This is a genomic window from Methylobacterium sp. NFXW15 (genome assembly GCF_049887755.1).
Lineage (GTDB): Bacteria > Pseudomonadota > Alphaproteobacteria > Rhizobiales > Beijerinckiaceae > Methylobacterium.
Genome location: NZ_JAGEKG010000007.1, coordinates 35,596 through 49,917, shown reverse-complemented (window position 1 = coordinate 49,917; position 14,322 = coordinate 35,596). Strand labels below are relative to the sequence as shown.

The following is a 14,322-nucleotide window of genomic DNA, read 5'->3' as shown; positions in this document are numbered from 1 at the left end:
CTTTTTTATGATCCGTCAGACGGTTGTCAGCGCTTGGCGAGCAATTGCTCGATCAGCGAGCCGCCCTTGTCGATCGCCGCGATCTCTTCGGCCACCGCGTTGACCGTATCGGTGATCTGCTCCGGCGTATGCTCCGAGGTGAGGAAGAAGCGCAGGCGCGAACTCCGCTCAGGCACCGCCGGGTGGATGATCGGCTGAACGTTGATCCCTCGCCGGAACAGCCGGTCCGACAGGGTCACGGCCTTGAGGGAATCGCCGACGATCACCGGGATCACCGCGAGGCCGAGGCTGAAGCCCGTATCGAGCCCGAGCTTGCGCGCCGTGGTGAGAAACAGGTTGCCGTTCTGGCGAAGACGCTCGACCCGCTCCGGCTCGGCCTGCATCACCGCCAGGGCCGCCTCTGCCGCCGCCGCGAGGGGTGGGGACATGCCGACGCTGTAGACGAAGCCGCCGGCCGAATGCTTGAGATACTCGATCAGCGCGATCGGGCCGCAGATATAGCCGCCACAGGCCGACAGCGTCTTGGACAGGGTGCCCATCCAGATATCGACCTCCTTGGGGTCGACACCGCAATACTCGAAGAGCCCCGCGCCCGTGCGGCCGGTGACACCGAGGCCGTGGGCCTCGTCCACCATCAGCCACGCATCGTAACGCTTCTTGAGAGCGACGAAGCCCGCGAGGTCCGGCGCATCGCCGTCCATGCTGTAGAGGCCCTCGACCACGATCAGCGCGCGGCGATGCTCGTGGCGCGTCGCCTGGAGCAAGTTCTCCAGGGCGTCGAGGTCGTTGTGGGCGAAGGAACGGCGCTGCGCCCCGGACAGCTGAACGCCCGTGACGATGCTGTTGTGCGAAAGCGCATCGTGAAACACCACGTCGCCCGGCTCCAGCAGGGCGCCGATGGTCGTGACGTTGGTGGCGTGCCCGCTCACCATCACGACGCACCCTTCGGTGCGATAATGAGCAGCGAGCGCCTGTTCCAGGCTGATATGGCCCGGCCGCTCACCCGCCACCACGCGGCTCGCGGAGGCCGAAGTGCCGTAGGCTTCCATGGCCTCGCGGGCAGCGCCGCTGACCTTAGGGTGCCCATTGAGGCCGAGGTAATCGTAGGACGAGAAGTTCGTGAAGATCTTCTGGTCGATCCGCGTCGTGGCGCCCGCCTTCGCGTCGTGGACGCGGAAGAAGGGGTTGCCGAGGCCGATCAGCTCCGCACCCGAGCGCTGAAGCTTCAGCTCACGGTAGCCCGGCAGGTTTTCGAAATTCTGCGCCGCGCTGATGCGCGACGCCTCCGGCGCCTTGGCCGGGGCAGGCCGGGGTGTCGCCCGCCCGAGGCGGTTCGTCACGAAGCCGGCCAGGGCCGCCCGCCCGCCGTCGGGCCGCGCCGATTGCGTCATCGCTGTGTCTCTTTGCTCTCGTTCTCGCGCGCCTCGATGAGGTCGCGGAGCGGGCCGACTACACTCGCACTCACCTCACCGCCGATATGCTTGGCCATGAGGCTCATCGCGACGCCCGCCGTATCGTCCATGGGCGCGGAAACCGCCTGAATTAAGGACTCCGAGAGTTCATTGACGGTCATGCCCGCCGAAAGGCCCGCAGGCGGCGATTCGAGGCCGAACCGCTCCTGAAGGCTGGCGCCGAGCTCGACGCCCATGAGCGAGTCGAGACCGATTTCCGACAGCTGACGCACGCGGCTGATATCGTCCTTGGGCAGCCGAAGGATGCGGGCGATGTCATCGACGATCGCATCCGACACGGTCTTGCGCACCGAGTCGATGTCGGAGGCCTTGAGTAGGCCCGCGATGTTGATCGTCTGCACCGCGCCGGACTCCGCCTGCTGGTCGGAGCCGAGTTCGGCGTAGCTCGGGGAGCGCATGGTCGCGAGCCGCTCGCGCGCCTTGCCCCAATGCATCGCCGCGATGGCGATCACGGCCTCGTCCGGCGCGGTGCCCTGGTTCGACAGGGCGTCGGCCATCAGATCGAGGCAGCGGCGAGCCTCCATCGGCGTCACGCCGACACGCCCGGCCAGGGTCTCCATCACGGCCTTGTTGCGGGCGAGCATGCCCACATCGCCGATGGCGCCCCAGGCGACAGCCAGGGCCGGAAGCCCCTTGCGGCGGCGCTGGCGGGCAAGACCTTCCATGAAGCCGTTCGCGGCGACGTAGGAGCCCTGGCCCGGATTGCCGATGAAGGTCGTGGCCGAAGAGAACAGGACGAAGTAGTCGAGCGCCCGGTCGCGGGTCGCCGCATCGAGGTGCTGCGCGCCGACGACCTTCGGACCGATCACCGCGTCGAGCGCCGAGACGTCCAGGTTGGCGATGAGCCCGTCCTGAAGGACAGCCGCCGCGTGGATCACGCCAGCCAGCTTTCGTCCGCCACGCTCGATCTCCGAAAGCATCCGGTCCACGGCCGAACGGCTGGTGATGTCCACCGCCTTGGCCTCGACCTTCACCCCGCGCTCGGACAGTTCGGTCAGAAGTGCCTTCGCCTCATCGGTCGTCGCGCCCTTGCGGCCGGACAGGACGATGTGCTTCGCGCCGCGATCCGCGAGCCAGCGCGCCGCCTCCAGGCCGAAGCCGCCGAGGCCACCGGTGACGAGGTGGACGCCATCGGCCGCCACCGCGAAGGGCTTGGCGACGTCCTTGAGCACCGTGCCCGCCTTGGGCGGGCTGATCACGATCTTACCGATGTGACCGGATTGCTGCATCAGCCGGAACGCGTCCGAGGTCTCGGCCGCCGTGAAGGGCTGGTAGGGCAGTGGCTTCAGGCCGCCGTCGTTGAACAGCGCCATCACTTCGCGGAACATCCGCGCGCCATCGTCGCCCTGGTGCTGGATCACCTGATCGAGATCGACGCCGAAGTAGCTGAGGTTCCGCCGGAACGGCCGCAGGCCGATATGGGTGTTGGCGACGTAATCGCGCTTGCCCAATTCGACGAATCGCCCGAACGGACGAAGCGCGTTGAGGGAGCGCTCCATTGCCTCGCCGAACAGGCTGTTCAGCACGATATCGACGCCATCGCCGGTGATCGCGCGGACATCGTCCACGAAGGCGAGCGAGCGGGAATCGAGCACATGTTCGGCGCCGAGGGCCTTTACCAGGGCCCGCTTCTCGCGCGAGCCCGCCGTCGCGATGACGCGAGCGCCCTTGAGCTTGGCGATCTGCAGCGCGGCGAGGCCGACACCACCCGCGCCGCCATGGACCAGCACCCACTCGCCGCGCCGCATCCGGGCACAGGAGACGAGAGCGTAATAGGCGGTGAGGAACGCCACGGGCACCGTCGCCGCCGCCATCGGATCGACACCCTGCGGCATCGGCGCGACGACGAGGTCGGGGACCACGATATGCGTGGAGAAGCCGGACTGGGCGAAGGCGACGACGGCATCGCCGACCTTGAAACCCTTCACGCCCGGACCCACCGCCGTGACGCGGCCCGCACATTCGAGACCCAGGCGGGGACCGGCGAAGCCGTCCTCCAGAATCTCCTCCGGCAGCATAGAGAGCGCCCAGAGAACGTCGCGGAAGTTAAGGCCGGTGGCCTCCACGGCGATTTCCAGTTCGCCCTTGCCCGGCGCGACCCGCTCGGCGGGCCCCCAGACCATCTCGTTCAGGCCGCCGGTGTTGCTGCGCTCCAGACGCGCCGCCTCGGCCGGTACGCGATCCGCCGGATCGCTGTGGCGCGGCCTGCCGGCATGGAAGCGCACGACCTGTGTGCTCTCGTCATCGAGCACGATCTCGGTTTCCGGCGTGCCGGAAAGGATGAGGTCGCGCAGGCGCTCGGAGGCGCGCTTCGAAGACATCTCGGGCGAGAGGTCGATGCGGCGGATATCGAGGTTCGGCACCTCGTTGGCCAGGGTGCGGGTGAAGGCCCACACGCCCGCCTCGACATTGGTCATCTGGCCGCCGCGGTCACGGGTGGCGCCCGGCGACACGACCCAGAGACACGTCTGGCGGGCACCGAGATGCTCGACACACCGCTTCAGGCTCATGCAGCGGTCGCGCAGCCGCTCGGCCGCTTCGCCACCGCGGGAGAAGGCACCGGCGAGGAAGACCACCGTATCCGGTGTCTCCTTCTCCAGCTCCATCAGCGACGTCTCGGAATCGAGGATGATCGAGACGTGGACGCCGCCCGCGACCAGCAGGGTCGCCAGCGAAGAGGCGGTCTCGGCGGCGAAATCGTCGTCGGACCCGATGATGAAGGCGAAGCTCTGTGCCGCAGCCGGGGTCGGCCGGACGGGCGCTTCCGCCACGAGGAGAAGGTCGTCGCCGTTGCCGGAAATGGCGCGATCGACGGAGACCGAAACGAGGCCCGCCGCGCTGAGCGTACGCTGCCAGCCGCCGATATCGTCGAGCCGCCCGATGGGCAGGCCGCCCATCCCCTCCTCGAACCAATCCGGCGTCAAGCCGAAGACGAGATCGCGGAACAGCGAGATGCCGGGCTCTACGGCGACCATCAAGCCGCCCGTCGCCAGAGCGGCGGAAAGATCCCCGACGAGGCCGCGCTCGCCACGATGCAGGCTGCCCGCGCCGACGATGAGATCGAAACCACCCGCAGGGAGCTCACTCGACGCTTCCACGAGGGTCGCGGCGAGGCCGAAGGACAGACGAGCCCGCTCGGCCAAGCGCCGGTCAGTCTCGAGGATGGTGAAGCGTGCGTGCGCTTGGCCCGTGAACGCCGCGACCTGCGCCGAGAGCGGGCCGTAGCCCACCTGAAGCACGCGCAAAGCACGCTCCTTCGGCAACTGGGCCAGGGCGCCGTCGAGCAGGCTCGCGAGGGCCGCCGCCGAATGGCGCGACGTGGCCGAGCGCATGACGAACGCATCGATGGCGCTCTGCGGCAGGTTCGGAACGTCGGTGACGTCGCCCGCCAGGATGCGGTCGACGGTGGATCCGACATCCGCGATCAGAACCAACTCCGCCGAAAGATCCGGGTGGTCCGCCGCGATCCAGCGCATGATCTCGTCGGGCGCGGGAAGGGCCGAGCCATCACCCAGACGCCACGCGTCGTTCTCGTGCTCGGCGAGACCGCTGCTCTCCAGCGCGTAGAGCGCATTGACGAGCCACGGGCGGAGCGCGGCAGGCAGGCGAGGGTCGGTGAGGGCGACGACGCCGGTGTTCCGCGACAGACCGTGCGCGAGACGGAAGGCGAGAGAGGTCGCCCAGCCTTCGAGCAGAAGATGCCCCGGCGAGAGCGCGGCATCGGCTGGACCCTTCACCTGCTGCGTCAGCGGCCGCAGGCGCGTCGCCACGCTCGGGCGCCGCTCCATCGGGATCGCCGTCGGCTCGGTCGCGAGTTCGGAGACTTGGCTGATCGCGTAGGCTGCGAGTTCGTCGCCGCCCTTGCTACGCAGCGCCTGGAACCGGCCCTCGCGGATCGTGGCGATCACCTCGCCCACCGCATCGAGCAAGGTGAAGTCGGCCAGAATGGAGCGCTCGTTGCAACGGCGCGTGCGGATCACCGAACGGGCAATGGAGGCGCCCGGCTTCACGAGGCGGATCTCGCCGAAGCGCACTGGAATATAGGCCTTGCCCGCTCCCTCCCCGAGGAGATCGGCAAAGAGCAGGATCAGGCCGTGGAAGCAGGCATCGAGCCGCGACGGGACGAGAGCGTAGCGCGGATCGGCTTCCGCCGGCACGAGATCCGAGACGATGGTCGCCTCGTCCACCCGGGCCGACAGGGCGACTTGACGAAAGCTCGGGCCGAAGCCGAGACCGGCCGCCTTCGCACGGGCATAGAGTGCCTCGCCGGACAGGACGTGATCGCCCGCGCTGTCGAAGTCGAAGCCATCGAGATCGGGCTTGCGCGGGGCCGAGAACTCGCCCTCGACCACCTTCGCCTGGGCGTGGAGCTGCCAGGGCGTCTGGGTGAGACGCGGACGGCTCAGAACCTGAATGCCATTCCCGCTTCCCGAGAGGCGGACCATCACTTCGCGCAGGGCATCCTCCGCGAAGATCATCGGCGCGACGATCTCGAACTCCGAGAGGACGACAGACTCGTCCTTCAGGGCGGCCTGCGCGGCCGAGAGGGCCATCTCCACGAAGCCCGCACCGGGCATGATCACCTGCCCCTCGACGCGGTGATCCTCGAGTTCGGGCACGGTCTGCGGATCGACGTAGCCATGCCACTCCAGCCCGTCCGACTCCGTGCGGGAGCCGATCAGCGGGTGGTAGGGGCGGGGGCTGAGGGCGCCCACACTCTCGGTCGTATCGTTCAGCCGGAACGGGCGGCGCTGCCACGGATAGGTCGGCAAGGGCACGTCGCCGCGCGGCACGGAGCCGAACAGCTTGTCCTCGTCCACTGCCGCACCAAGCACGAGGGCCCCGTTCACCGCCTTGGCGATGGGGTCCGCGTTCGACGTCTTGCGGTGCATGACGCCGACGGTCGCGATCTCGATGCCCAGCGGTTCGACCGAGTCACCGACATGCGACATGAGGGTCGCGCGCGGGCCGACTTCCACGAACACGCGGGCGCCCTGACGGGTCGCCTCCTGCACCGCGTCGCTGAAGCGCACCGGCTCGCGGATGTTGCGCCACCAGTAGTTCGGGCCGAAATTCGTCCCATCCAGCGCGGCGCCGGTGACGGTGGACATCATCGTCACGATGCCAGGTTGCGGGCGCAGCCCCGTAAGGTCACGCAGCAGCGGCTTCTCGGTCGGATCCATCAGCCTTCCGTGGAAGGCATAGGCGAGATCGAGCTTACGGCCACGGCGGCGCTTGCGCGACAGGGCCTTGAGCGCGGCGTCGATATCGGCCACCGGCCCGGCCACCGTCACGGCCTTCGGGCTGTTGGTCGCCGCGAGGTCGAGGCTCGGGAAATCCTTGAGGAAGGCCGGAACCTCCTCCACCGGCATCAGCAGCACCGCCATGGTGCCCTGGCCGTGCGTCGTCTCCTGATGATGGCTGCGGTAGTAGATGACCTTGACCGCATCCTCGAGCGTCAGGATGCCGGCGGCCTCGGCCGCCGCGATCTCACCGACGCTGTGGCCGAGCACGTAGCTCGGCATCAGGCCCTTGGCCCGCAGGGACGCGGTCGAGGCGCTCTCGATGGCGAAGATCAGCGGCTGCGAGACGCTGGTGAGGACAAGACGCTCGTCGAGATCCTCGGCGTACAGCGCGTCCTTCAGGGACCAATCGGCGTAGGTTTGGAACAGGCCGTCGATCTTGTCGAAGGCGGCCCGGAAATCGGGGTTCAGTTCATAGGCCTCACGGCCCATGCCCGCCCATTGACTACCGTTTCCGGAGTAGACGAAGGCCACCTCGGCGGCGCGGTCCACGGCGGTGCCGGTATGGGCCGCCTCGGTATCCTCACCTTCGCCGATGGCGCGCAGGGCGGCAGCCACATCGGTCGACCTGTCGAGGGAGATGGCGAGGCGCGTGGACATCCGCTCGCGGCGGTGAGCGACGGCAGCGGCGAGCTCGGCGATGGCCGCAGGCTCGGCCTCGAATCGCTCGGCATAGTCGAGGGCGAGTTCGTTCAGGGCGGCGCGGCTCTGCGCCGAGATCATCAGAACTTGCGGCGCCCGGCCGTCCGAAGCCTTGTCGGCCGGAACCGGATCGGCATCGGTGATGACGACGTGGGCATTGGTGCCCCCGAAGCCGAAAGAGTTGACGCCCGCAAAACGCTGGCGGCTGCCGCGGGTGATCGGCAGGCCCTGGCGCACGACCTGAAGGTTCAGATTGTCGAACGGAATCTCGGGATTCAGCTCCGCCGCGTGCAGCGAGGGCGGAACGAGGTTGTGCTCGAGGGCGAGCGTCGCCTTCATCAGGCCGGCGAGGCCCGAGACCGGCTCGGTATGGCCGATATTCGTCTTGATTGAGCCGATCGGCAGAGGCGCGCTGCGGCCCTGACCGAGCTTGGTCCCGATGGCGGATGCCTCGATCGGATCACCGACCGGCGTGCCGGTGCCATGCGCTTCCATGAAGGCGAGATCGTCCACCGCGATCTCCGCCTCGCGGTAGACCTTCTCCAGCAAGGCCGCCTGGGCATAGCCGGAGGGGAGGGAGATGCCGGTGGTCCGCCCATCGGAGTTCACACCCGAAGCCGCGACGACCGCGCGTACGGTCGCGCCGTTGCGACGCGCCGCCTCGGCGGATTGCAGCACCATCACCACGCCGCCCTCGGAGCGGACGTAACCGTCCGCGTTCTTCGAGAACGCCTGGCACAGGCCGGTGCGCGAGAGCATCTGCGCGGCCGAGAAGCAGATGAAGTTGAACGGGCTCGCCAGAACGTTCACGCCCGCGACGATGGCGGTGTCGATCCGGCCGGACTGGATCGCCTGAATTGCGTTGTCGAAGGCGACGAGGGAGGACGAGCACGCGGTGTCGACCGTGAAGCTCGGACCCTTCAGATCATAGATGTAGGAGATGCGGTTCGAGAGGATCGAGAGTGTGTTGCCGGTGGCCGTGTAGGCGTCGCCCGAGGGCGCATCCATGATGCGCAGGTTGCCGTGATCGAGGGACGAGGCACCGACGAACACACCGATCTGGCTGCCCGCCACGGCGGAGGGCCGCAGGCCCGCATCCTCAAGAGCCTCCCAGGTCAACTCCAGCAGCATGCGCTGCTGCGGGTCCATCTGCTCGGCCTCGCGGGGCGAAATGCCGAAAACGGTCGGATCGAAGGACCAGACGTCGTCCAGCGCGCCCGCCGCGAAGGTGTAGCTCTTGCCGCGCTCGTGGGCGCGGGGGTGCAGGAACCGCTCCAGGGAGAAGCGGTCCGAAGGAAGGGTGCTGACCGCGCAGCGGCCCTCCGAAAGGAGCTGCCACAGCCCCCCGACGCTCGGCGCTCCGGGAAGTCGGCAGGCGCGTCCGACGATCGCGATGTCTGTGCGTTGTGTCACGTTCGGGTCGCGGGCGCTCGTGAGTGGGTGGCTCGGCTCTCGGCGAGTGAGGACCATCTGGTCCCTTAGTATGGCGTCAATGCGGTGTCCAACCTCGCATCACCACAGGTCTTTGCCTTAGAGGGAATTTGCAGGGCGATGTGACATGTATTCATCAGCGATGCGCGCAATCGCTGCCGCATAAAAGCCAATTTTCAACTCGCGGCAGCAACACCAAGTTGAACGATACATCATCAGAGCATCCGCCGACAGCAGCAGGGACTATTGCACCAGCCATTCCGGCACGGTCGCGGGAGCCGATTTCTGAAGTCTTCGGCCTCCGGCACAGCAAGTATCCATGCAGAAGGCCGCAAGTTTAGCCGGTCAAGCGATCGGAGCAGGCTCGTCTCCGCCGCCGCGCCCGACGCCTTGATAGGCAAATCCATGCTGCGCTGCGGTAACAGGGTCGTAGATGTTGCGGAGATCGACCAGAATCGGCGTGCGCATCACGCTACGAAGACGCTTCAGGTCGAGGGCGCGGAAGGCGTTCCACTCGGTAACGATAACGATGGCATCGGCATCTTCTGCACAGGAATAGGCGTCTTCGGCGAAGGAGACGGTAGGGAGAAGCGGCTTGGCCTGGTCCATCCCCTCGGGATCGTAGGCTCGCACTTTTGCGCCACCATCCTGCAACCCTGCGGCGATTGCGAGCGAAGGCGCCTCGCGCATGTCGTCCGTGTCGGGCTTGAAGGTGAGGCCGAGCAGCGCAATCGTCTTGCCGCGCACGGAGCCGCCGCAGGCGCGGATCACCTTGCGGGCCATGGCGCGCTTACGCTGATCGTTCACCGCCACCACCGTCTCGACGATGCGCAATGGCATGCCGTGGTCCTGCGCCGTCTTGGCCAGCGCCAGCGTGTCCTTCGGGAAGCACGAACCGCCATAGCCGGGCCCGGCATGGAGGAACTTCGTGCCGATTCGGCCATCGAGGCCGATGCCGCGGGCCACCTGCTGCACGTCGGCACCCACTGCCTCGCACAGGTCGGCCATCTCGTTGATGAAGGTGATCTTGACCGCGAGGAACGCGTTGGCGGCGTACTTGGTCAGTTCGGCCGTGCGGCGTCCGGTCACGAGGATCGGCGATGCGTTGAGGTAGAGCGGGCGGTAGACCTCGCGCATCACGGCCTCGGCGCGCGGATCCTCGGTACCGACCACGATCCGGTCGGGGCGCTTGAAGTCCCCGATCGCGGCACCCTCGCGCAAGAATTCCGGATTCGAGACCACGGCAAAATCGGCCTGCGGGGCGGTCTCGCGAATGATGCGCTCGACCTCGTCGCCGGTCCCGACCGGCACCGTCGATTTGGTGACGACGACCGTGTAGCCCGAGAGGGCGCCGGCGATCTCGCGCGCGGCCTCGTGCACGAAGGAGAGATCGGCGAAGCCATCGCCCCGGCGCGAGGGCGTGCCGACGGCGATGAACACGGCATCCGCGTCCGACACCGCCCCACGCAGGTCGGTGCCGAACGAAAGGCGGCCCTGGCGGACATTGTCGGCGACGAGAGATTCGAGGCCCGGTTCGTAGATCGGCATGCGGCCCGCTTCGAGGGCCTCGACCTTAGCCGGATCGTTGTCGATACAGACGACGTCGTGGCCGAAATCCGCGAGGCAGGCGCCGGACACCAGCCCGACATAACCCGCCCCGATCATCGCGATACGCATGCCCTGTCTCCCGGCAGCCGACCGGGCGGCTTGCCGCGTTGCAGCATGGGCCGGGAACGGCAAAGGCGCAACCGGACGGATCTGCCGCCACCCGGTCTGTAGCCAGGCAGCAACACCGCGAAATCACGACGGTTTTTTGACGAGCCGCGATCGTGCCGAACCGCGTGATCGCGGCTTCAATGCCCGGAACAAGTCCTGTAGAAGCACCTCGCCCTGAGACCCGAGCTTCCGCCAGACGCGGCGGGAAAGCTGGCAAAGGACCGCGATGACCGAACTGCCGAACGTGCATGTGCGCGCCGAGATCCTCGCCCAGGCGTTGCCGCACATGCAGCGCTACGATCAGGAGATCGTGCTCATCAAGTACGGCGGTCACGCGATGGGCGACGCCGAGGCGGCACAGACCTTCGCGCAAGACGTCGTTCTTCTCGAGCAATCCGGCCTGAAGCCCCTGGTGGTGCACGGCGGCGGGCCGCAGATCGGCAAGATGCTGAACCGGCTGGGCATCCAATCCGAATTCCGGGGCGGCCTGCGCGTCACGGACGCGGCCACCGTCGAGGTGGTGGAGATGGTGCTGGCGGGCTCCATCAATAAGCAGATCGTCGGCTGGATCTCGGGACAGGGCGGCCGGGCCATCGGCCTGTGCGGCAAGGACGGCAACATGGTGCGCGCCAAGCGCGCCCTAAAGACGTACCGCGATCCCGAGAGCAACGAGGAACAGGTGCTCGATCTGGGCCTCGTCGGCGAACCCGAGCACGTCGAGCGCGGCGTGCTGGACGCCGTGCTGAAGGCGGAACTGATCCCCGTCCTCGCCCCCGTGGCCTACGGCGCGGACGGGCAGACCTACAACGTGAACGCCGATACCTTCGCGGGTGCCATTGCCGGGGCGCTGCGGGCCAAGCGCCTGCTGCTTCTCACGGACGTGCCGGGCGTGCTCGACAAGAACAAGAAGCTGATCCCGGAACTGACGGTGGAGGATTGCCGCCGCTTGATCGCGGACGGCACCATCACGGGCGGCATGATCCCGAAGATCGAGACCTGCATGTACGCCCTCGACCGGGGCGTGGAGGCGGTCGTCATCCTCGACGGCAAGGTCAACCATGCCGTGCTCCTGGAGTTGTTCACGAATTACGGCGCGGGCACCCTGATTCGGCGGGGCTGAAGGGTCGCCGGAGACTCATGCTGGTTCCGAAGAGAACTGGCATGAGTCTAGCAACCTTGGCCGTCTCGGCGCATTGTTATCGCCCGGCCCCGCGCCGCTCCTCTATCCTGCGACGGATTCCTTGTATCAGCCGACGCAAGACCACTTCACCGCCCCAGGCGCCCGCGGCTTCGCCGACGTCGATACTTGGGTGTTCGATCTCGACAACACGCTCTACCCGAGCGACGCGATGGTCTGGCCACAGGTCGATGACCGCATCACCCTTTACGTGATGCGCCTCTACGGTCTCGACGCGCTCTCCGCGCGAGCGTTGCAGAAGTATTTCTACCATCGCTACGGGACGACGCTGAAGGCATTGATGATCGAAGACAGCGTGGACCCGCACGACTTCCTCGACTTCGCTCACGATATCGACCACTCGACCATCAAGCTCGACGCAGCCCTCGGCGACGCCATCGAGAAGCTGCCCGGCCGCAAGCTGATCCTCACGAACGGTTCGCGTCGCCATGCGGAGAGCGTCGCGGCCAAGCTCGGCATCCTCGACCATTTCGAGGACGTCTTCGACATCGCCGCCGCCGATTTCGTGCCCAAACCCGAGCGGGTGACCTACGAGCGCTTCCTGAAGGCCCACGGGGTCGAGCCGAAGCGCGCCGCGTTGTTCGAAGACATCGCCCGCAACCTCGCCGTCCCGCACGATCTCGGCATGGCGACGGTGCTCGTCGTGCCCCGGATCATCGATCCGTACCGCGAGGCCTTCGAGCAGGAGGCGGTGCGTGAGCCGCATATCGACCACATCACCGACGATCTCGCGGGCTTTCTCACCACCTGCGTCGCACCGGAGATCGGCGCCGCATGAGCGACCTCGCGTCTTTGCGGGCCCCGGACCTCGCGGAGATCGAAGCCCTCGCCCACGACGCCTTCGCTGCCTTGCCGGAAGCGTTCCGCGCCCGCTGCGAGGGCGTTGCGATCCATGTCGAGGATTTCCCCGACGAGGAGACGCTGGACGACATGGGCTGCGAGACCGAGTTCGATCTGCTCGGCCTGTTCCGGGGCATCGGCCTTGCGCAGTCCGGTGAGGTCGAATCGGGGCGGATGCCCAACGCGATCTGGCTCTATCGCCGCCCGCTGCTCGACTACTGGGCCGAGCACGACGAAACGCTGGGCGACCTCGTCACCCACGTGCTGGTGCATGAGATCGGACACCATTTCGGCCTGTCCGACGACGACATGGCCCGCATCGAGGCCGCCGCCGGGGAGGGGTGAGGGGCCCCCTCATTCCACGATCTGCTCGTCTCCGGACAAAGCGAGGGTGCGCAGGCGCCCCAGGGCCAGGGCGAGGTCGTCGCGGGCCGGGGCGGCGAGGGCGATCCGCACTGCGTTCTGAGCGTGGCCCGGTGCGACGGCGAAAGCCGAAGAGGGGATGAGGGCGATGCCCCGCCGCAGAGCCGCCGTCGCATAGGCCTCGGCGCGCCAGAACTCGGGCAACCGTAGCCAGAGGTGATAGGCGCGCGGATCACCGACGACGTCGAGATCCGACAGCACCGCCCTGGCGATGACCTGCCGTTCGGCAGCATCCTTCCGCTTGATCGCGGCGAGACGGTCGGCGACCCCGCTTCCCATCCAATGAGTTCCGGCCGCGAGGGGAAAGCCGGTCGTCGTCCAGCCGCCCTGGCGGAGGGACACGCCGAGCCGGTCACCCATGCCGGGCGGCGCCGCGATCATGCCGACCGTCAATCCCGGCGCGACCCGCTTGGAGAGGCTGTCGATCAGGATCGTGTGATGTGGGGCCAGCGCGGCCAGTGGGGCCATCTCGGCATGGAAACCGTAGACGGCATCCTCGATGGCGATGAGGCCAGTCCGTTCGAGGACGGCGGCGAGGTCGGCCCGGCGCTGAGCCCCCATGGTCGCCCCCAACGGGTTCTGAAGGCTCGGCTGAAGGTAGAGGCCGCTGAGTGGCGTGACGCGGTGCGCCTGAAGGATCGAATCGGGACAAAGCCCCTCATCGTCCATGGCGAGGGGAATGAGCGCGATACCGAGACGCGACGCGATTCCCTTCACGACCGGATAGGTCAGAGGCTCGCAGCCGATCCGTTCCCCCGGAGAGGCGAGGGCGGCCAGCGCGGCCGCGATGGCTTGGCGGCCATTGCCGGCGAAGCGGATATCCGAGGGGTTCGGCGCATAGCCATCGAACGAGAGGAATTGCGCCGCGACCCCTTGCGCCTGCGGTGTCCCCATCGGCCCAACCTGCTGCATGGCGGCCTCGATCGCCGGGCCGCGCCCGAGCTTCGCCATGGTCTCTGTGATCAGGACCTCCTGTTCGGGGAGGAACGTCACTGTCCGTTGCAGGTCGATCGCGCTGGGCGGCGGCTCGACCGGAACGGCGCGGGGGCTGTTGAGGTCGGAGCGGACATAGGTGCCGCGGCCGACCTCTCCGATCACGAGGCCCCGCCGGGCGAGTTCGGCGTAGACCCGGCTCGCCGTCGACACGGCGATGCCGCGCGCATAGGCGAAGTCCCGCTGTGGCGGCAGCCGGTCCCCCGGTCTCAGCCTGCCCGCCGCCATGTCGGCGGCGACCTCATCCGCGACGTCGCGAAAGTCTCTCGACGCCATAATTGCTCCGAGCACAATGTTCCGATTG

At 67.6% G+C, this 14,322-nt stretch carries 7 protein-coding genes; 3 read left to right on the top strand and 4 right to left on the bottom strand.

The window, feature by feature from the left end:
• Nucleotides 1–26: 26 nt before the first annotated feature.
• The 3 genes from J4O73_RS16570 to J4O73_RS16560 form a co-directional block, all read right to left on the bottom strand.
• On the bottom strand, nucleotides 27–1,391 hold the full coding sequence (locus tag J4O73_RS16570; protein WP_378974403.1) for an aminotransferase class I/II-fold pyridoxal phosphate-dependent enzyme: 1,365 nt from the start codon (nucleotides 1,389–1,391) through the stop codon (nucleotides 27–29).
• Nucleotides 1,388–8,830, bottom strand: a complete 7,443-nt coding sequence (locus J4O73_RS16565) for an SDR family NAD(P)-dependent oxidoreductase (RefSeq protein ID WP_426219059.1) — start codon at nucleotides 8,828–8,830, stop codon at nucleotides 1,388–1,390. Before J4O73_RS16565 ends, J4O73_RS16570 begins: the two co-directional genes overlap by 4 nt.
• A gap of 363 nt (nucleotides 8,831–9,193) precedes the next feature.
• Nucleotides 9,194–10,525: a UDP-glucose dehydrogenase family protein gene (locus tag J4O73_RS16560; protein WP_426219058.1), complete on the bottom strand. Its 1,332-nt coding sequence runs from the start codon at nucleotides 10,523–10,525 to the stop codon at nucleotides 9,194–9,196.
• Between the two features lie 265 nt (nucleotides 10,526–10,790).
• On the opposite strand from J4O73_RS16560, the gene argB reads away from it, so the two are divergent.
• The 3 genes from argB (at nucleotide 10,791) to J4O73_RS16545 (ending at nucleotide 12,947) form a co-directional block, all read left to right on the top strand.
• Nucleotides 10,791–11,684 (top strand): acetylglutamate kinase, encoded by an 894-nt coding sequence (gene argB / locus J4O73_RS16555; protein WP_378974398.1) that lies wholly within the window; start codon nucleotides 10,791–10,793, stop codon nucleotides 11,682–11,684.
• Between the two features lie 121 nt (nucleotides 11,685–11,805).
• Nucleotides 11,806–12,540 (top strand): pyrimidine 5'-nucleotidase, encoded by a 735-nt coding sequence (locus tag J4O73_RS16550; RefSeq protein ID WP_426219056.1) that lies wholly within the window; start codon nucleotides 11,806–11,808, stop codon nucleotides 12,538–12,540.
• Entirely contained in the window at nucleotides 12,537–12,947 is a 411-nt protein-coding gene (locus J4O73_RS16545) for a metallopeptidase family protein (protein WP_426219054.1), read from the top strand. The genes J4O73_RS16550 and J4O73_RS16545 overlap by 4 nt, the downstream gene beginning before the upstream one ends.
• Before the next feature lie 9 nt (nucleotides 12,948–12,956).
• Here J4O73_RS16545 and J4O73_RS16540 read toward each other — a convergent pair whose 3' ends face one another.
• Nucleotides 12,957–14,294, bottom strand: coding sequence for a PLP-dependent aminotransferase family protein (locus tag J4O73_RS16540; protein WP_426219052.1), 1,338 nt, complete (start codon nucleotides 14,292–14,294; stop codon nucleotides 12,957–12,959).
• Between the last annotated feature and the right edge of the window lie 28 nt (nucleotides 14,295–14,322).

Bases quoted from the DNA above. Each gene is read 5' to 3' on its own strand.
- J4O73_RS16570 (WP_378974403.1), bottom strand. From the start codon at position 1,391: ATGACGCAATCGGCGCGGCCCGACGGCGGGCGGGCGGCCCTGGCCGGC.
- J4O73_RS16560 (WP_426219058.1), bottom strand. From the start codon at position 10,525: ATGCGTATCGCGATGATCGGGGCGGGTTATGTCGGGCTGGTGTCCGGC.
- argB (WP_378974398.1), top strand. From the start codon at position 10,791: ATGACCGAACTGCCGAACGTGCATGTGCGCGCCGAGATCCTCGCCCAG.
- J4O73_RS16545 (WP_426219054.1), top strand. From the start codon at position 12,537: ATGAGCGACCTCGCGTCTTTGCGGGCCCCGGACCTCGCGGAGATCGAA.
- J4O73_RS16540 (WP_426219052.1), bottom strand. From the start codon at position 14,294: ATGGCGTCGAGAGACTTTCGCGACGTCGCGGATGAGGTCGCCGCCGAC.